The 18,274-nt window shown below is 68.7% G+C and carries 19 protein-coding genes; 13 read left to right on the forward strand and 6 right to left on the reverse strand.

Annotated features, from left to right (window positions below):
• Nucleotides 1-99 precede the first annotated feature (99 nt).
• From AC1DJH_RS16915 to AC1DJH_RS16935, 5 genes are all read left to right on the forward strand, one after another.
• Complete coding sequence (locus tag AC1DJH_RS16915) at nucleotides 100-1,035, forward strand: hydroxymethylglutaryl-CoA lyase (RefSeq protein WP_472125296.1); 936 nt, start codon at nucleotides 100-102, stop codon at nucleotides 1,033-1,035.
• Nucleotides 1,028-2,239: a CaiB/BaiF CoA transferase family protein gene (locus AC1DJH_RS16920; protein WP_478186459.1), complete on the forward strand. Its 1,212-nt coding sequence runs from the start codon at nucleotides 1,028-1,030 to the stop codon at nucleotides 2,237-2,239. The genes AC1DJH_RS16915 and AC1DJH_RS16920 overlap by 8 nt, the downstream gene beginning before the upstream one ends.
• A gap of 4 nt (nucleotides 2,240-2,243) precedes the next feature.
• A complete protein-coding gene (locus AC1DJH_RS16925; protein ID WP_478186460.1) occupies nucleotides 2,244-3,254 on the forward strand; it encodes a Bug family tripartite tricarboxylate transporter substrate binding protein in 1,011 nt (336 codons plus the stop codon).
• A 50-nt stretch (nucleotides 3,255-3,304) separates the two neighbouring features.
• Entirely contained in the window at nucleotides 3,305-4,231 is a 927-nt protein-coding gene (locus AC1DJH_RS16930; RefSeq protein WP_478186461.1) for a LysR family transcriptional regulator, read from the forward strand.
• A gap of 67 nt (nucleotides 4,232-4,298) precedes the next feature.
• Nucleotides 4,299-4,751: a DUF2214 family protein gene (locus AC1DJH_RS16935; RefSeq protein ID WP_472125286.1), complete on the forward strand. Its 453-nt coding sequence runs from the start codon at nucleotides 4,299-4,301 to the stop codon at nucleotides 4,749-4,751.
• A gap of 73 nt (nucleotides 4,752-4,824) precedes the next feature.
• Here AC1DJH_RS16935 and AC1DJH_RS16940 read toward each other — a convergent pair whose 3' ends face one another.
• A complete protein-coding gene (locus AC1DJH_RS16940) occupies nucleotides 4,825-5,169 on the reverse strand; it encodes a hypothetical protein (RefSeq protein WP_435487949.1) in 345 nt (114 codons plus the stop codon).
• Between the two features lie 135 nt (nucleotides 5,170-5,304).
• Here AC1DJH_RS16940 and argS point away from each other — a divergent pair, with 135 nt between their 5' ends.
• The 7 genes from argS (at nucleotide 5,305) to AC1DJH_RS16975 (ending at nucleotide 13,446) form a co-directional block, all read left to right on the forward strand.
• Nucleotides 5,305-6,990, forward strand: coding sequence for an arginine--tRNA ligase (argS, locus tag AC1DJH_RS16945; protein ID WP_478186462.1), 1,686 nt, complete (start codon nucleotides 5,305-5,307; stop codon nucleotides 6,988-6,990).
• 8 nt (nucleotides 6,991-6,998) lie between these two features.
• Nucleotides 6,999-7,745, forward strand: coding sequence for an SPOR domain-containing protein (locus AC1DJH_RS16950; RefSeq protein WP_435487947.1), 747 nt, complete (start codon nucleotides 6,999-7,001; stop codon nucleotides 7,743-7,745).
• A 153-nt stretch (nucleotides 7,746-7,898) separates the two neighbouring features.
• On the forward strand, nucleotides 7,899-8,546 hold the full coding sequence (locus AC1DJH_RS16955) for a thiol:disulfide interchange protein DsbA/DsbL (RefSeq protein ID WP_472125281.1): 648 nt from the start codon (nucleotides 7,899-7,901) through the stop codon (nucleotides 8,544-8,546).
• Nucleotides 8,547-8,689: 143 nt separating this feature from the next.
• The gene (lptA, locus tag AC1DJH_RS16960) at nucleotides 8,690-9,403 is read left to right on the forward strand and encodes a lipopolysaccharide transport periplasmic protein LptA (protein WP_435439011.1); all 714 of its coding nucleotides are present in this window, start codon (nucleotides 8,690-8,692) and stop codon (nucleotides 9,401-9,403) included.
• On the forward strand, nucleotides 9,400-10,194 hold the full coding sequence (gene lptB, locus AC1DJH_RS16965) for an LPS export ABC transporter ATP-binding protein (protein ID WP_472125278.1): 795 nt from the start codon (nucleotides 9,400-9,402) through the stop codon (nucleotides 10,192-10,194). The genes lptA and lptB overlap by 4 nt, the downstream gene beginning before the upstream one ends.
• Before the next feature lie 17 nt (nucleotides 10,195-10,211).
• Nucleotides 10,212-11,825: an RNA polymerase factor sigma-54 gene (gene rpoN / locus AC1DJH_RS16970; RefSeq protein ID WP_478186463.1), complete on the forward strand. Its 1,614-nt coding sequence runs from the start codon at nucleotides 10,212-10,214 to the stop codon at nucleotides 11,823-11,825.
• A 10-nt stretch (nucleotides 11,826-11,835) separates the two neighbouring features.
• On the forward strand, nucleotides 11,836-13,446 hold the full coding sequence (locus tag AC1DJH_RS16975; RefSeq protein WP_478186464.1) for a phospholipase D family protein: 1,611 nt from the start codon (nucleotides 11,836-11,838) through the stop codon (nucleotides 13,444-13,446).
• Nucleotides 13,447-13,464: 18 nt separating this feature from the next.
• Here the strand turns inward: AC1DJH_RS16975 and AC1DJH_RS16980 are convergent, their stop codons facing one another.
• Entirely contained in the window at nucleotides 13,465-14,121 is a 657-nt protein-coding gene (locus AC1DJH_RS16980; protein WP_478186465.1) for a LysE family translocator, read from the reverse strand.
• Nucleotides 14,122-14,258: 137 nt separating this feature from the next.
• Here AC1DJH_RS16980 and AC1DJH_RS16985 point away from each other — a divergent pair, with 137 nt between their 5' ends.
• Nucleotides 14,259-14,516, forward strand: coding sequence for a hypothetical protein (locus tag AC1DJH_RS16985; RefSeq protein WP_472125266.1), 258 nt, complete (start codon nucleotides 14,259-14,261; stop codon nucleotides 14,514-14,516).
• Here AC1DJH_RS16985 and AC1DJH_RS16990 read toward each other — a convergent pair.
• The 4 genes from AC1DJH_RS16990 to AC1DJH_RS17005 form a co-directional block, all read right to left on the reverse strand.
• The gene (locus AC1DJH_RS16990; protein ID WP_478186554.1) at nucleotides 14,513-15,148 is read right to left on the reverse strand and encodes a YceI family protein; all 636 of its coding nucleotides are present in this window, start codon (nucleotides 15,146-15,148) and stop codon (nucleotides 14,513-14,515) included. The genes AC1DJH_RS16985 and AC1DJH_RS16990 overlap by 4 nt on opposite strands.
• Before the next feature lie 59 nt (nucleotides 15,149-15,207).
• On the reverse strand, nucleotides 15,208-15,795 hold the full coding sequence (locus AC1DJH_RS16995) for a YceI family protein (protein WP_478186466.1): 588 nt from the start codon (nucleotides 15,793-15,795) through the stop codon (nucleotides 15,208-15,210).
• Complete coding sequence (locus AC1DJH_RS17000; RefSeq protein WP_478186467.1) at nucleotides 15,792-16,385, reverse strand: cytochrome b; 594 nt, start codon at nucleotides 16,383-16,385, stop codon at nucleotides 15,792-15,794. Before AC1DJH_RS17000 ends, AC1DJH_RS16995 begins: the two co-directional genes overlap by 4 nt.
• A gap of 91 nt (nucleotides 16,386-16,476) precedes the next feature.
• Nucleotides 16,477-18,243: an ATP-binding response regulator gene (locus AC1DJH_RS17005; RefSeq protein ID WP_478186468.1), complete on the reverse strand. Its 1,767-nt coding sequence runs from the start codon at nucleotides 18,241-18,243 to the stop codon at nucleotides 16,477-16,479.
• Nucleotides 18,244-18,274 lie beyond the last annotated feature (31 nt).

Raw genomic sequence — 18,274 nt, forward strand, 5'->3', positions numbered from 1 at the left:
AAAGTCGATCGGCGGTCTAATTCTGTTTAACGGAATTTAGTTCTGTCTAACAGAACTGTCAAGCGGTCCAAGCCGGACTGCTTCAAGGAGACAAAGTCGATGACACCCCCCGACGTCCTCATCAGCGAGGTCGGCCCGCGCGACGGCCTGCAATCGGTCAAGGCCACCATGCCGACCGCGGACAAGCTGCGCTGGATCGACGCGCTCTACGCCGCCGGCGTGCGCGAGATCGAAGTCGCCTCTTTCGTGCCCGCGAAGCTGCTGCCGCAGATGGCCGACGCGGCCGACGTGGTGCGACACGCCGTCACGCTGCCCGGCCTCGTGGTGATGGCGCTGGTGCCCAACCGCAAAGGCGCGCAGGCCGCGCTCGAGGCCGGCGTGCACAAGCTCACGATGCCGGTGTCGGCCAGCGTGGCGCATTCGCTGGCCAACGTGCGCAAGACGCCGACCGAGATGGTCGAGGAGGTGCGCGCGATTGCCGACCTGCGCCGCGCCATCGCGCCGCAAGTGAAGCTCGAGGCCGGCATCTCCACCGCCTTCGGTTGCACGCTGCAGGGCCTGGTGCCCGAGGACGACGTGATCCGCCTGGCCGCGCAGTGCATCGAGGCCGGTGCCGACGAGTCGGGGCTTTCAGACACCGTGGGCTATGCCAACCCCGCGCAGGTGCGCCGCCTCTTCAAGCGCCTGCGCGCCGAGATCGGCAAACACGCCGGCGCGGCCCACATGCACAACACGCGCGGCCTCGGCATCGCGAACTGCCTGGCGGCATGGGACGAGGGCGTGCGCACCTTCGACGCCTCGCTTGGCGGCCTCGGCGGGTGCCCCTACGCGCCCGGCGCCTCGGGCAACGCCGTGACGGAAGACCTCGTGTTCATGTTCGAGGCCATGGGCGTTCGCACCGGCATCGACATCGAAAAACTCATCGCGGCGCGCGCGCCGCTCATGGCCGGCCTGCCCGGCGAACCGGTCTACGGCATGACGCCCGAGGCCGGGCTGCCCAAGGGTTTTGTCCAGGAATACACCGCACATGTCTGAAGCCCCCACCAGCAACCCGCTTGCGAACACCTTGCCCTACGCCGGCATCCGCGTCGTCGAGTTCACCCACATGGTCATGGGCCCGACCTGCGGCCTGCTGCTGGCCGACCTGGGCGCCGAGGTCATCAAGGTCGAGCCCATCGAGGGCGACAACACGCGCCGCCTGCTCGGCTCGGGCTCGGGCTTCTTCCCGACCTTCAACCGCAACAAGAAGAGCATCGCGCTCGACCTGAAGCAGCCCGAGGGCGTGGAGGCCGCGCTGCGCCTCATTGCCACGGCCGACATCGTGAGCGAGAACTTCAAGCCCGGCACCATGAAGAAGCTGGGGCTCGACTACGACACCTTGGCCAGGCTCAACCCGCGGCTCATCTACGTGAGCCACAAGGGCTTCCTGCCCGGCCCGTACGACCACCGCACCGCGCTCGACGAGGTGGTGCAGATGATGGGCGGGCTGGCCTACATGACCGGCCGTTCGGGCGACCCGCTGCGCGCGGGCACCAGCGTGAACGACATCATGGGCGGCATGTTCGGCGCCATCGGCGCCATGGCCGCGCTGCGCCAGCGCGAGCTCACGGGCAAGGGCTGCGAGGTGCAGTCCGCGCTGTTCGAGAACAACGTGTTCCTGGTCGCGCAGCACATGATGCAGTTCGCCGCCACCGGCAAGCCCGCCGACCCGATGCCCAGCCGCATTTCGGCCTGGGCCGTGTACGACGTGTTCACCGTGAAAGACGGCGAGCAGATCTTCCTGGCGGCCGTGAGCGACAAGCAGTGGGCCATCTTCTGCAAGGCCTTCGGCCTGGAAGACATGCTGGCCGACCCGCGCCTGAAGACCAACAACGACCGCGTGCGCGCACGCGACTGGATGATGCCGATCCTGCGTTCGCACCTCGCGAACCACGGCGCGGCGGAACTGGCGGCGGTGTTCGAGCAGAACGAACTGCCCTTCGCCCCCATCACCAAGCCGCAGGACCTGTTCGACGACCCGCACCTGAACGCCACCGGCGGCCTCGCGCCGGTGCGCATGAACGACGGCAGCATGGCCAAGGTGCCGCTGGCGCCGTTCACGCTGGGCGGCGAACGGCCCGGCATCCGGCTGCAGCCGCCGCACATCGGCGAGCACAGCCGCGAGCTGCTGAAAGAAGTGGGCTACAGCGATGAAGAAATCGCTGCGCTCGAGACACGCCACATCACCCTCGGAGACTGACCCCATGTTCATCACCACACGGCGTGCAACGCGCGTCGTCTTCACTGAACGGCGCGCACTGCTCGCCTGCGCCGCGGCCGCCGCATGCCTGAACGCCGCGCCCGCCCTCGCCGACACGGCGTGGCCCGACAAGCCCGTGCGCCTCGTCGTGCCCTACACGCCCGGCGGCGCCACCGACATCGTGGCGCGCCTCATCGCGCAGAAGCTGGTGGAGGACACGAAGTGGACCTTCATCGTCGACAACCGCGCCGGCGGCAACGGCAACATCGGCATGGACGTGGTCGCCAAGTCCAAGCCCGACGGCTACACCGTCGGCCTGGGCCAGACCGCCAACCTGGCGATCAACCCGACGCTGTTTCCCAAGATGCCCTACGACGCGCTGAAGGACCTGGTGCCGGTCGCGGTCGTGGCCTCGCAGCCGGTGGTGCTGGTGGTGCGCGCCGACGCGCCGTACAAGTCGCTCGCCGAGCTGGTTGCCGCCGCCAAGGCCAAGCCCGGCGAGATCAAGCAGGCGCTCGCGGGCACCGGCACGCTGGGCCACATGGCCGGCGAGGTGCTGGCGCAACGCGCGGGCTTCAAGGTGCTGAACGTGCCGTACAAGGGCGCCGCGCCCGCCATCACCGACCTGCTCGGCGGGCAGACCGACTACATGTTCGCCACGCCGCAGGGTGCGCTGGCCATGGTGAAGGGCGGCAAGCTGCGCGCGCTGGCCGTCACCTCGGCCAAGCGCCTGCCGGTGATGCCCGAGGTGCCGACCGTGGGCGAAAGCTACAAGGGCTTCGAGGCCGTGGACTGGAAGGCGCTGGTGGTGCCGGCCGGCACGAGCGCCGACATCGTGAAGAAGCTCAACGCCGCCGTCGACAAGGCGCTGGCCGAGCCGGCCACCATCTCGCAGCTGCTGGCCGAAGGCAGCACGCCCGTCGGCGGCAGCCCGGAGCAGGCGGCGCAATACGTCAAGTCGGAACACGCGCGCTGGGGTGCGGCGGTGCGCGCGGCCGGCGTTCGTCCTGAATAGGCCGGAACCAGCCGTGCGTGCCCGGCGGCGGGCGATATAGTTCCGCCGCCATGGACCGCCTCAAGCAGCTCGAATCCTTTGTCTCGGTCGCAACCCGGGGCGGGCTCACGGCCGCGGCCAAGGCCGAGGGCGTGGCGCCGGCCATCATGGGGCGGCGGCTCGACGCGCTGGAAGAGCGCCTGGGCGTGAAGCTGCTGGTGCGCACCACGCGGCGCATCACGCTCACGCACGAGGGCAGCGCCTTTCTCGAAGACTGCCAGCGGCTGCTCACCGAGTTCGCCAATGCCGAGGCCAGCGTGAGTGCCGGGGGCGTCAAGGCCAGCGGCCATTTGCGGGTGACCGCGCCGGCCGGCTTCGGCCGCCGCCACGTCGCGCCGCTGGTGCCGCGCTTTCATGCGCTGCATCCGGAAGTGACCATTTCGCTGAACCTGAGCGACCGCGTGGTCGACGTCACCGGCGAGAGTTTCGACTGCGCAGTGCGCGTTGGCGACCTGCCCGACTCTTCATTGGTGAGCGTGCGGCTGGCCGACAACCGCCGCCGCTGCGTTGCCACGCCCGAGTTCGTGCGGCGCCACGGCAGGCCGTTGCACCCCGGCGAGCTGTCGCGCTTTGCCTGCCTCACGCTGTCGAGCGACGCCTCGCAAACGCGCGGCTGGGCTTTTCGCATTGCCACCGAGGGCGGCGCGCAGGAGCTGATCCACCTGCGGCCCAGCGGCCCGCTCGACTGCTCCGACGGCCAGGTGCTGCACGACTGGTGCCTGGCCGGCCACGGCATTGCCTGGCGCAGCACCTGGGAGGTCGAGGCCGAGATCGACGCCGGCCTGCTGGTGCCGCTGCTCGACGACTTCGCCGCGCCGCCCAACGGCATCTACGCGGTGTTCGCGGGCGCCAAGCACCTGCCGCTGCGCGTGCGGCTGTGGCTTGATTTCCTCAAGGATCAGTACGGCAACCCGGAATTCTGGGGCGGCAGGGCGTAGCGCAACCTGGCGGCGGCACAATCTGTTCTCAATTGCAAACCCAGTGCATTGAGCAGAAAGCCATCGAATGACCCTCGAAGCCATCCTCGCGTACCTGCACCTGCTGTCCATCCTCACGATGGTCGTGTTCATTTCGAGCGAAGCGGCCCTGTGCCGCGTGCAGTGGCTCAACGCCGCGGTGGTGGAGCGGCTGGCCAAGGTCGACATGGTCTACGGCATCGCCGCCATCGCGGTGCTCGCCACCGGTCTCGCGCGCACCTGGTGGGGCGTGAAGGGCACGGCCTGGTACTGGACCAACCCGCTGCTGCACGTGAAGCTGGGGCTCTTCATCATCGTCGGCGTGCTCTCGATCTTTCCGACGCTGACCTACTTCCGCTGGCGCAAGACGCTGCGCGCCACCGGCAAGCTGCCGGCCGAAGAAGACATCAGGAAGACGCGCAAGCTGGTGATGGTGCAGGCCCACCTGATCGCGCTGATTCCGCTGGTGGCCGTGTTCCTGGCGCGCGGTTTCGGCAAGTAGGCCCGCGCCTCGCGCATGAAAAAGGCCCGCACTCGGCGGGCCTGCTGGGCGACAACTTCAGCGCAACGCTGTTTCAGCCCTTGGCTGCGTCCGCTTCGCACTTCTTGACGAAGCTGTTCTTGGCGGCGCCGGCCAGCGGCTTGCCGTTCTTGTCCATGGCCTTGGCGGCGCAGGCGGGAGCGGCGGCAGCCTTGGTGTCTTTCTCGCACTTCTTGATGGAGCTGGCCTTGGCGGCGCCGGCCAGGGGCTTGCCGTTCTTGTCGATGGCCTTGGCGTCGCAGCTGCCGCCGGCGGCGGGGGCGGCCATGGCGGCGGGTGCTGCCGCGGGCGCGGCGGCCTTGTCCTGCGCAAAGGCGCTGAACGACAGGCAGGCGCCGAGCGCAACGGTGGAGGCGACCAGGGAAAGGAGCTTTTTCATGGTGGGATGTGTCCTTGCAAGGTTGGGTGGAGTGACGGTTGCCCCGCCCCGGGGCCGACCACCCTAACGAGCGAAGGCAACAATCGGATGACGATCGTCAACTGAGTCCGGGTTTGCCCCCGGTAAAATTCCCGGATGCTATTGGTCAAACAGGAGCTGCTCGCGGCGCTCGCGAACACGCTCGAATCCCTCTCGCCCGGCGCTGGCTCCAAAGCCGCGTTCGAGTCGCCCAAGGTGGCTGCCCATGGCGATTTCGCCAGCACGGCCGCCATGCAGCTTGCCAAACCGCTGGGGCGCAAGCCCCGCGAACTGGCCGAGCAACTGAGCACCGCGCTGCTCGCCACCCCCGCTTTCGGCCAATGGGTCGAGGCCATCGAGATCGCCGGTCCCGGTTTTCTCAACATCCGTCTCAAGACGGCCGCCAAGCAGCAGATCGTGCGCGAAGTGCTGGCCGCGGGCGAAGCCTTCGGCCGGCAGCCGCCCACGGGCGAAAAGGTGCTGGTCGAGTTCGTCTCGGCCAACCCGACCGGCCCCCTGCACGTGGGCCACGGCCGCCAGGCGGCGCTGGGCGACGCCATCTGCAACCTGCGCGCCTCGCAGGGCGAAAACGTCTGGCGCGAGTACTACTACAACGACGCCGGCGTGCAGATCCAGACGCTGGCCAACAGCACCCAGCTGCGCGCGCGCGGCTTCAAGCCCGGCGACGCCGAATGGCCCAGCGGCGAAAAAGCCCCGGCCTACAACGGCGACTACATCGCCGACATCGCCGAAGACTTCAAGGCGAAGAAGACCGTCAAGTCCGAAGACCGCGAGGTCACCGGCAGCGGCGACATCGAGGACCTGGACGCCATCCGCGAGTTCGCCGTGGCCTACCTGCGCCGCGAGCAGGACCTGGACCTGCAGGCCTTCCGCGTGCGCTTCGACCAGTACTACCTGGAGTCCAGCCTGTACACCAGCGGGCGTGTCGAGGCGGCCGTGGCCAGGCTGGTGGCCGCCGGCAAGACCTACGAGCAGGACGGCGCGCTGTGGCTCAGGTCGACCGACTACGGCGACGACAAGGACCGCGTGATGAAGAAGCAGGACGGTACGTACACGTACTTCGTGCCCGACGTCGCGTACCACATCGCCAAGTGGGAGCGCGGCTTCCACAAGGTCATCAACATCCAGGGCACCGACCACCACGGCACCATCGCGCGCGTGCGTGCCGGGCTGCAGGCGGCCGGCGAAGGCATTCCCGAGGGCTACCCCGACTACGTGCTGCACACCATGGTGCGCGTGATGAAGGACGGCGAAGAGGTCAAGATCAGCAAGCGCGCGGGCAGTTACGTGACGCTGCGCGACCTGATCGAGTGGACAAGCACGGATGCGATCCGCTTCTTCCTGCTGAGCCGTAAACCGGATACCGAGTTCTTGTTCGACATCGACCTGGCGCTGGCGCAGAACAACGACAACCCGGTCTACTACGTACAGATGGCGCATGCGCGCATCTGCAAGATGATCCGGGACTGGGCCGGCGACACCGCGTCGCTGGGCGCGGTCGATCTGTCGTCGCTGGAGGCGCCGCAGGCCCAAACGCTCATGCTGCAGCTGGCTAAGTATCCCGAGATGCTCACGGCGGCTGCCAAGGATTTTGCGCCGCACGACGTGACTTTCTATCTGCGCGAACTCGCGGGCAACCTCCACAGTTACTACGACGCGGAGCGCGTGCTGGTCGACGACGAAACTTTGAAAAAGGCCCGCCTGGCGCTTGTCGCCGCCTGCGCGCAGGTGCTGCACAATGGCCTCGCGATTCTCGGCGTCAGTGCGCCGAGCAAGATGTGAACCTCACCATGAAGAAGACAACCAGACAACGCGGCAACATCGTCATCGGCCTGATCATCGGGCTGGTGCTCGGCCTTGGCGTCGCGCTGGGCATCGCGGTCTATGTGACCAAGGTGCCGATCCCGTTCGTGACCAAGACGCAAAAGGGCGGCGCCGAACAGGACGAGGCCGAAGCCCGCAAGAACCGCGACTGGGACCCGAATGCGCCGCTGGCCGGCAAGGCCGGCGCAGCCAAGCCCGCGCCGGTCGCCACCGGTCCGGTCAACCCGGTCACCGGCGAGCCGGCCGCCGCCGTGGCCCCAGGCGCCCCGCCGCCCACGACCGCACCGCCGGTGCCCGTGGTGGTGGCGCCCAAGCCACCACGCACGGCGCCGGTGCCGGCCGAGGCCAACGCGCTGCCGGCTTCGAACGACCCGCTGGGCGACCTCGCCCGCGCGCGCTCGGGCAGCGTGACCACCGCGTCGGCTGCGCCGAGCAGCAGCACCAACAGCAACGCCGCCAGCAGCTCCGGCGCCGATCCGTTCATGTACTTCGTGCAGGCCGGCGCCTTCCGCACCACCGACGACGCCGAGGCGCAGCGCGCCAAGCTGTCGCTGATGGGCGTGGAGGCCCGGGTCACCGAGCGTGAGCAGGCGGGCCGCACCGTCTACCGTGTGCGCGCCGGCCCGTTCAACAAGAAGGACGATGCCGACCGCCTGAAGGACCGGCTCGACGGCGGCGGCATGGAGTCGGCGCTGGTGCGCGTGCAGCGCTGACCCCGGCCTCCGACACGAATAGCCCTTAAGCTTCGCGCCGCGGCGTTTGCCGCCACGATTCATCGACCCGATCGCGCCCGGGCGCACCGGCTGCGGGGGAACTCCCCGCCGCGCGCCGGCTCAGTCTGCCGTACCAACTGGAGAACCCTTTCAATGAAACGTCGTGACTTTTCGCTGGCCGCCACTTCGCTCGGGCTGCTGTCCCTGGCCGCCAATCCGGCCCACGCCCAGGCGCGCGCGCCCAAGGCAGGCACCGAGTACCTGGTGCTCGACAAGCGCGCACCGGTCGACGCACCGGCCGGCAAGATCGAAGTGGTCGAGTTCTTCTCGTACAACTGCCCGCATTGCAACGACTTCGAACCGGCGCTGGAAGCCTGGGCCAAGACGCTGCCGAAGGAAGTCGCCTTCCGCCGCATTCCCGTGCCGTTCGTGGGCAACGACGTCGAAGCCAAGCAGCGTCTGTACTACGCGCTCGAGGCCATGGGCAAGGTCGACGAGTTCCAGCCGAAGGTGTTCAGCGCCATCCATGCCCAGCGCCAGAACGTGAACGGCGACGCCAACATCATTGCCTGGGCTTCGGCCAATGGCCTGGACGGCGCCAAGTTCAAGGAAACCTTCACCTCGTTCAGCGTCGCCAGCAAGGCCAAGCGCGCCTCGCAGATGACCGACGCCTACAAGGTGGCGGGCGTGCCGGCGATGGCCGTGGCCGGCCGCTGGTATGTGGATGGCGAGACCGCCGGTAACATGACCAAGGTGCTGCAGGTCGTCAACTACCTGATCGGCGAAGCGAAAAAAGGCTGACCCCCGGGGCTGCGCGCATTGACTGCCGCTGCCTTCTCCCTTTTTGCAAGGGATACCTGGCCCGCTTCGGCGGGCTTTTTCATCTGTGCGTGCGGGGCTGGCGCAATCAGCCGCATACAATGCCGAGCAAGTTTCGTGCCTCTATGACATTGCATTCTTACCCCACCACTCCCTCCTTCCTCCGTTGCATCGGCCGCCTGGCTGCCGCCGCGCTGTTGCTGGCCGGCTTCGCCTCGGGCGCCCTGGCCGAAACCGCCGACCGCACCAAGCCGATGAACATCGAGTCGGACGCCATGCGTTACGACGACCTGAAACAGACCAGCGTGTTCACCGGCAACGTGCTGGTCACGAAGGGCACGATCATCATCCGCGGCGCGCGCATGGACGTGCGCCAGGACGCCGAGGGCTACCAGTACGGCGTGGTCACGGCGGCGCCCGGCAAGCGCGCCTACTACAAGCAGAAGCGCAACGCGCCCGACGAATGGATCGAGGGCGAGTCCGAAGTCATCGAGTACGACAGCCGCGCCGACAACGTCAAGTTCATCCGCAACGCCGTCATGCGCCGCCTGCTGGGCGCCACGCCGAACGACGAGAGCCAGGGCGCGCTGATCGTCTACGACCAGAGCAACGACACCTACACCGTCAACGGTTCCACCGTGCCGGCGAACACCGCCGTCAACGCGTCCACCCCGGGCGGGCGCGTGAGGACCATCCTGACACCCAAGGCCGCGGCCGCGCCGGCCGCCGGTGCCTCGGCCCCGGCGGGCGCGAAGGCTGCGCCGCCGGCACCCACCCCGGCGCCCGGCAAGGGCCTGCGCCAGAGCACCACGCTCGACGACGGAGAAACCCGCAAGTGATCGAAACCGCTGGAACGCACGACGCCAACGGCGCGCCGGGCAGCCGCCTGGTGGCGCGCGGCCTGAAGAAGAGCTATGGCAGCCGCACGGTGGTGAAGGACGTCTCGCTCGACGTGCAGAAGGGCGAAGTGGTTGGGCTGCTCGGGCCCAACGGCGCGGGCAAGACCACGTCGTTCTACATGATCGTGGGGCTGGTGCGTGCCGACGCGGGCCAGATCACCATCGACGGCGAGCCCATCGCGCACATGCCGATCCACCGGCGCGCCCGCATGGGCCTGAGCTACCTGCCGCAGGAAGCCTCGATCTTCCGCAAGCTCACGGTCGAGGAAAACGTGCGCGCCGTGCTGGAGCTGCAGAGCGAGCCCGACGCCAACGGCAAGATGGCGCCGCTGTCCAGGCAGCACATCGAGGAGCGCCTGTCCGAACTGTTGTCCGACCTGCGGGTCGATCACCTGCGCGATTCGCCCGCGCTGGCGCTGTCGGGCGGCGAGCGCCGCCGCGTGGAGATTGCACGCGCGCTGGCCACGCAGCCGCGCTTCATCCTGCTGGACGAGCCCTTCGCCGGCATCGACCCGATCGCGGTGATCGAGATCCAGCGGATCATCAGTTTCCTGAAGGAACGCGGCATCGGCGTGCTCATCACCGACCACAACGTGCGTGAGACGCTGGGCATCTGCGACCACGCGTTCATCATCAGCGACGGGCATGTGCTGGCACAAGGCACGCCTTCGGAGATCGTCGACAACGCCGAGGTACGACGCGTCTACCTTGGCGAGCACTTCCGGATGTAAGGGCGGGTGGGCTCTCCATGAAGCAAGGGCTGTCCCTTCGCGTCTCGCAGCACCTGGCATTGACGCCGCAGCTGCAACAGTCGATCCGGCTGCTGCAGCTCTCCACGCTCGAACTGAGCCAGGAGGTCGAGCAGATGCTGGACGAGAACCCGTTCCTCGAACGCACCGCGGAAGAGGCGGCGCGCGAGGAATTCGGGCTCGACGCGGCCGATGCGCCGGTCCCGCGCGATGACGGCGGCGGCGATGGAGGCGACGGCATCGAAGGTGAAAGCGACTTCGCGCCGCCGGCGGCCAGCACCTCTCCTTCTTCCACCGAGACGACGACCAGCACCGCCGACTCCGACGGCCCGGCCACGGAAATCACCGAGCGCGAGCCCGACTGGGAAGGCGACGGCACCGTCGACATGGCCGCGCCCGACGACAGCGAGTGGGGCAGCGACGCCCCCGCGCGCCAGAACAATCTGGGCGACGACGAGCGCGCCGACGCCACCGAGCTCGCGCGCAGCCAGGAGTCGCTGCAGTCGTTCCTGCACCGCCAGGCGCTGAGCCTGCGCCTGAACGAGAACGACAGCGCCGCGCTGCGCTTCCTGATCGAGTCGCTCAACGACGACGGCTACCTCGAAGACTCGCTGCCCGCGCTGGCCTCGGGCCTGGCCGGCGACGACAACGACCAGTTCGACGACCTCGTGCACCACTTCCAGGTGGCGCTCGGCCTGCTGCAGAGCCTGGAGCCCGTGGGCGTGGGCGCGCGCGACCTGGGCGAATGCCTGGGCATCCAGCTGCGCGCGCTGGCCCGCCAGGACGAGACCGAGCAGGAACAGCTGGTCCGCAAGACCGCCATGGCCGTGTGCAAGCAGTCGATGGAACTCTTGGCGCGTCGCGACTTCAAGCGCCTGGCCACGCTCACCCGCACCAGCGAAGAGTTGGTGCGCCTGGCGCTGCAGATCATCGCGCGGCTGGAGCCCAAGCCGGGCCGGCGCTTCGTGGACGTGGAGCGCAACATCGTGGTGCCGGACGTGATCGTCACCAAGACCGGCCGCGGCACCAACATCAAGTTCCGCGTCATGCTGAATCCGGAGGTCATGCCGCGCCTGCGCGTGCACGACATCTACGCGGGCGCTCTCAAGGCGCACAAGGGCGAGGGCAGCCAGGCGCTGTCGCAGCGGCTGCAGGAGGCGCGCTGGTTCATCAAGAACATCCAGCAGCGCTTCGACACCATCCTGCGCGTGAGCAACGCCATCGTCGAGCGGCAGAAGAGCTACTTCGTGCACGGCGAGCTCGCGATGCGCCCGCTGGTGCTGCGCGAGATTGCCGACGAGCTGGGCCTGCACGAGTCGACCATCTCGCGCGTGACCACGGCCAAGTACATGTCCACGCCGTTCGGCACGGTCGAGCTCAAGTACTTCTTCGGCTCGGCGCTGGGCACCGAGACCGGCGGCAATGCGTCGAGCACCGCGGTGCGCGCGCTCATCAAGCAGTTCGTCAGCTCGGAAAGCATCAAGAAGCCGCTGTCGGACAGCCAGATTTCCGAGATGCTGAAAGAGCAGGGCATCGAGTGCGCGCGCCGCACCGTGGCCAAGTACCGCGAGGCGCTGCGCATCGCGCCCGCCAACCTGCGCAAGGCGCTGTAGCAAGCCGACCATGAGCCCTGGCCGCCAGCATCCGATGTCGCGCCGGGGGCTCGGGTTCTTCGCCTTGGTGGCCGTGCTGCTGTTCGCCGGCTGCGCCACCTTGCCCGACGAGGCGCCGCGCCCCGCCGTCAAGGCCATGGCCGTGTCGGCCGATACCGCCCTGGGCAAGATCGCGCTGGCGGCCCAGCCCGACCCTGACCTGAGCGGCTTTCGGCTCATGCCCGGCGGCGACTTCGCCTTCGATACCCGCATCCAGCTGGCGCGCCGCGCCCAGCGCACGCTCGACGTGCAGTACTACCAGATCGAGAACGACGAGACCGGCCGCTACCTGTTGCGCACCCTGCGCGACGCCGCGCTGCGCGGTGTGCGGGTGCGCCTGCTGATGGACGACCTCTACACCTCGGGCGAGGACGAGCTGCTGCTGGCCTTTGCCGCCACGCCCAACGTCGAGCTGCGCCTGTTCAACCCGTTCCCGGCCGGGCGCGGCAGCATCCTGAAGCGCTTTACCGCCTCGCTGTTCGACTTCAGCCGCGTGAACCGCCGCATGCACAACAAGCTGTTCATCGCCGACGGCGCGATGGCGGTGGCGGGCGGGCGCAACATCGGCAACCAGTACTTCCGGCGCACCGCGGGCGAGAACTTCCTCGACCTCGACACCTTCGTGACCGGCGCGCTCATACCGCGGCTGGGCAGCCTGTTCGACCAGTACTGGAACAGCGTCTACGTGCGGCCCATCGGCTCCGTGGTGCGCACCGATGTGCCGCGCGACGAACTGCAGCCCCGCTTCGAGGCCGCCACCGGCCCCGACACCACGCCACCCCCGCCGCCCCCCGCGCCCAACGACCTGCTCGGCTACAGCCCGATGGCGGACGACCTGAACACCGGCAAGCTCAACCTGATCTGGACCCTGGCCGAGGCCTACGCCGATTCGCCCGACCGCGTGATCGGCAAGACGGCTTCCTACGGCGGCGTGCCGCTGCTGGACGTCGACAGCGTGCGCTACAACGTGGTCGAGCAGATGCGCCGTGCGCGCTCCGAGGTGACCATCGTCTCACCGTACCTGATTCCCGGCGCCACCGGGCTGGAGGTGATGCGCGAGATTCGCCGGCGCAACGTGAAGATCAGCGTGGTCACCAACTCGCTGGCCGCCACCGACGAGCCGCTGGTGCACACCGCCTACCGCCGCTACCGGCCCGACATGCTCAAGCTGGGCGCCGACCTGTACGAGCTGAGTTCCAGCCGCACCCGGCGCAGCGTGCGGCTCGGGCTGTTCGGCACCTCGGTGGGGCGGCTGCATGCCAAGTCGGCGGTGATCGACCGGCGCACGCTGTTCGTCGGCTCGATGAATTTCGACCCGCGCTCCGAGTCGGCCAACACCGAGATCGGGCTGATCATCCACAGCCCCGAAATGGCGCAGCAGATGCTCAAGCTGCTCGACGTGCTCAAGCAGCAGGGCGCCTACCGGCTGCGCTTTGCCGAGGGCAGCAACGAGTCGCGCATCGAGTGGACCAGCGACGACGCCGGCAAGCTCACCGTGCTGACCGAGGAGCCTGACTCGGGCTTGTGGGACCGCACGATGCTCGAGATTTTGGCGCCGCTGACGCCCGAAAGCCTGCTCTAGCGGTGCGCTTGCCGCCCGTCACTTGCCGCTGACGGCCGACCACACCAGCCGCAGGCCCAGCAGTCCCATCACGCCGCCCGCGGCGCGGTCGATCCAGGCCTTGTAGCGCAGGTAGGCCGAGCGCGGCGCCGCTGAAGAAAGGGCCAGCGCGACGACGGTGTACCACCCGGTCTCGATGCAGAAGATGACCACCGGCACGGACAGCGCCAGCACCAGCGGCACGTCGCGCGGCAGGAAGGCCGCGAAGATGCTGGCGTAGACCACCGCCGTCTTCGGGTTGCTGACCTGGGTGGCCAGGCCGACAAGGAAGGTGCGCAAGGGGTGTGCGCCACTACCCTGCGCGCCTGGCGAGGTACCCCCCGGGGGCACCGCCGCCATGGCCAGCGGCTGCCGCGCGCCGCGCCAGATGCGCACGCCCAGGTACACCAGGTAGGCGCCGCCGAAGCCCTTGATGGCGAGGTACAGGCCCGGCACCGCCAGGAACGCCGCCTGCAGGCCGGCCAGCGCGGCGATGGCGAAGACCAGTCCGCCCGCGCCCATGCCCAGCGCGGCTGCCAGCCCGTCGCGCCTGGAAGCCACCGCCGTGCGGGCGACCATCACGAAACTGGGACCGGGACTCATCGCGCCGACGGCCATGGCGCCGGCAATGCCGAGCAGGGAAAGGGTGGTATTCATGGACTGAAAGGCGTGGCGTGGAGATCAAATGCGCGATCAGCGTGCATTAGTGCACGCTGATCGGGGGTTTGAAAACTAAACTTTAAGTAGTACTAGGGTAACTTTTGGTTTACATTTTCTGCACCGGAGTTACTGCGATGCAAAAAATGAAAAACCTCATCCTTCTGGCCGTCTGGGCTGTGGTGCTGTCGTTTTTGCTGAGTTTCTTCTACTGGAGCGACGCCCCGCTGGCCGAGCAGCTGCTGTTCGGGGCGTTCATGACGGTGGTCACCGGTGCCTGGATGCTGGTGCTGCTGAACCTGCCGCGTGCGTTCGTGGCCTCCCGCAACTGGCTCAAGGCCTCCAAGGACGACGAGCGCAAGCGCCTGGCCGGCCTTCATCACCCCGGCGCCTAGGGCTGGATGTTGACGGCTTCGACCTGCACCAGCAGTTTCACTTTGTTCTCGAAGCCGAAGTTCAGCCCCCAGGTCATTCCCCAGTCGCTGCGCTCCACGGTCGTCTCGAAGTCGCCGCCGCAGACCTGGCGGTTGATGAGCGGGCTCAGGTAGCAGTTGAAACGCGCGGCCTTCAGCGTCACCGGCCGGGTCTGGCCCATCAGGGTGAGCGTGCCGGGCACGTCGGCCACCTTGTCGCCGCTGAAGTCGATGCGATCGGCCACGAAGCGCGCAGTCGGAAACTCCGCCACATTGAAGAAATCCTTGCTCTGCACGTGACGGTTGAGCAGGTCGACGCCCGTGTTGATGGAGCTGATGTCCATCGTGATGTCGACCGCGCCGCTGGTGCCCGTGCCGTCGATCTTCACCGTGCCGTCCTTGGTGCTGAAGCGCCCCCGGTTGGTGGTGGTGCCGTAGTGGCCCATTTCGTACATCACGAAGGTGTGGGTCGGGTCGACCACGTAGCTGGCGTTTTTCACCGGTCCGCCCGCGGGCTTGGCGGCCACGGGCAGTGCCGTGTAGTCCTGGGCCGCGGCGGGGGTGCCGGCGAGGGCGCAGGCCGAGAGCGCCGAGGCGAGGATGAGCTTCTTCATCATGGCGTGAGGTGTGTGAGGCATGGCGGGTAGGAGAGGCGGTGCGGCGGTTCCGGGTCTCAAAGCGGCCCGAGGCCTGCGAGCGTGAACTTGAAGCGCACCTGCACTTCGTTGCCGACCATCGAGGTGTCGGTCCATTCGCCGTCGCCCACCTTGAAGTCGAGCCGCTGGATCGTAAAGCTTCCGGTGGCCACCGCGAAGCCGCCAGCCGCCGTGATGCTGACCGGCACCGTCACGGCCCTGGCCGTGCCTTTGAGGGTGAGCTTGCCCGCCATCTCGAACCTGCCGTCGCCCAGCGCCTTGATGGCGCTCGACTGGAAGCTCGCCTGCGGGAAGTGCGCGGCGTCGAACCAGGGCGCCTTGGGCAGCTCGGCGTCGCTCATGGGAATGCCGAAGCCGGCGCTGCCCGTGTCGATCTGCAGTGCCACGGTGCCGCCTTCTGGCTTCTTCGGGTCGAAGGCCACCTGGGCGTCGAACTTCTTGAAGGTGCCTTCCACCGGCACGCCCATCTGTTTGGTGACGAAGACGATCTGGCTCTTGTCGGCCGCCAGCTTGGTGGCCGTGGGCTCGGCAACAGCGAGCGCGGGCATGGCCGCCGCGAAAGCCAGTGCCGCGCAGGGCAGCAGGCGGTAGAAAAGGCGCGTCATCGAGCAGATTCCTTGCGTGGTGCGGGCCACATGCGTTTCATGAGACCGTCGCGGTCGATCCAGTGGTGCTTGAGCACCGCCGCCACGTGCAGCAGCGTGACGCCCGCCAGCGTGAAGGCGCTGTACTTGTGCAGCGGCTGCAGCGCCGCCTCGGCGAAGACCCGGTCGACCGGCACGAAGTCGGGCAGCGCCAGCACGCCGAACCACCCGACCGGCATGCCCATGGCCGAGCTGTAGGCCCAGCCCGAGAGCGGCACCGCGAAGAACAGCAGGTACATCAGCGTGTGGCTCACGCGGTAGCTCGCCAGTTGAAGGCGCGACATGCCCGCCGGCAGCGCGGGGGGCCGGTGCCCGATGCGCCACAGCAGCCGCACGGCCGACAGCGCCAGGATCGTGACGCCCGCCCACTTGTGCCAGCTGTACACCTTCAGGCGCAGCGGCGAGAACGGCAGGCCCGTCATGTAGAGCCCCACGCCGAGCGAGCCGACGATCAGGGCCGCGAGCAACCAGTGCAGCGCGATGGCGAACCCGTCGTAGCGCAGGTGGCGGGCCTCGGCGGGAAGGGAAAGGGAGGGGGTGTCGGCGGACATCGGAAGCAGGACCGGCGGCCTGTGCGCGAAGCATATATCGGAAGCAGTGACAGCTGCACTGCACGGCCCGTGCCAGCCGGGCCGCGCGCCTTCAGCCCTGCTGCTGTGCCCTCAGCAGCACCCCGTGCAGGTCGTCGGGCTGCACCGGCTTGCGCAGCGCATGCCAGCCGCGCTCGGTGGCGAGCCGTTGCGTGCCTTCGTTGATGTCCGCCGAAATCAGCGCGATGGCCAGCGAGGGCTTCTGTTCCTGCAGCGCCTGCGCCAGCGCAATGCCGTCGAGCGAGCCCGGCAGGCGGATGTCGCACAGCGCCGCGTCGAGCGCGCGCAGGTCGGCCAGCGCCAGCGCCTCCGCCGCGCTGGCGTACACGCGCGGCTCGACCTGCCATTGCCGCAGCAGCGCGCACAGGCTGTCGGCCACCACGGTGTTGTCTTCCACCACCAGCACCGCCAGCCCCGGGCGCAGCGTGCGCGCAGACGGGGCGCCGGCGGTGGGCGGCGTGCAGGCGGCGTGCGCGGGCACCACCGCGCCCTGCGACGCGGCCGGCAGCTCGAAGCTGAACACCGACCCCCGCCCCGGCGCCGAGCGCAGCGACACCTCGATGCCCAGCTGCGCCGCCAGCCGCCGCACGATGGCCAGGCCGAGCCCGTGGCCGCGCTGCAGGTTGCGCTCCACGTTGCCGATCTGCTCGAAGTCCTCGAACACGCGCGCCTGCGCGTCCGCGGCAATGCCGATGCCGCTGTCGCGCACTTCCACGCGCCAGGCCAGGGCGTGTCCGCGCCGGCGCGCGCGCACCGCCAGCAGCACCCGCCCGCGCGGCGTGAACTTGACGGCGTTGTCGACCAGGTTGGCCAGCACGCGGCGCAGCGACACGGCGTCGGTGAAGGCCACGGCACCGGCCGGGCAGCGCACCCGCACGCGGGCGTCGCCGGCCTGTCGCGCCAGTTCGTGCAGCAGCGGCGCCAGCGCCACCGCCGCCGGCCGCAGCGGATCGACCGCCGCCTCGATGCGGCCGATTTCCAGCAGCTGGTTGGTCAGCCCCTCGAGCGCCTGCTGCGCGCGCGCCAGCGAGCCCACGGTGTGCTGCACCGCCTGCAAGTCGGCGCCGCCATCCAGTTGCTGGCGCAGCACCTCTGCCTGCAGCCCGATGGCCATCACCGGCTGGCGCAGGTCGTGGTTGGCGGCCGAGAAGAAGCGCAGCCGCTCGGCCTGCGCCTGCTCGGAGGCGCGCAGGCCGGCCAGGGCCTGTTCGCGCAAGGTGCGTTCGTTGAGCCGCAGGCCGATGTTTTCCTCGAGCTGGCGCGACCGCTCGGCCACCAGCTTCCACATCATCGCGATCAGCCCGCAGCCGATGGCCGACACCGCCATCATCACCGGCGCCCCCAGCCAGAGGCCGGTGACGATGATCGGCGCCAGCAGCAGCGTGATCGCCAGCTGGGTGGCCGGCGTGTAGAACGACACCGAGAAGGCCGACGACAGCGTCATGCCCATCAGGATCAGGCCCAGCAGCAGTTGCAGGTCGGCACGCTCGGGGTTGAACAGCAGCAGCCCGGCCAGCCCGTGCGCCAGCTCCCAGACGGCCGTGCGCAGCGTGTGCGTGCGCTGCGCCTCGCGCAGGCTGCGCGCCGTGAAGGGCTGCGGCAGGCGCTGCGGGAAGAAGCCGCGCATGGCCGTGACGGCGGTGATCAGCGCGATCCAGACCAGCGCGCGCGGCAGCGAGTACTGCCAGGCGAACAGCGCCGCCACGCCGCAGTTCAACAGGTACTGCACCAGCAGCACCGGCCCGATGGGGCGGATGGACAGCCGCAGCACCTCGCACTGGATCTCGAAGCGGTCGCTGCCGCCGGCGGGTTCGGTCATGGGTGCGGGGGTGGGCGTGGGGGTCATCGGC

The sequence above is a fragment of the Variovorax sp. 10N412 genome (assembly GCF_056394985.1).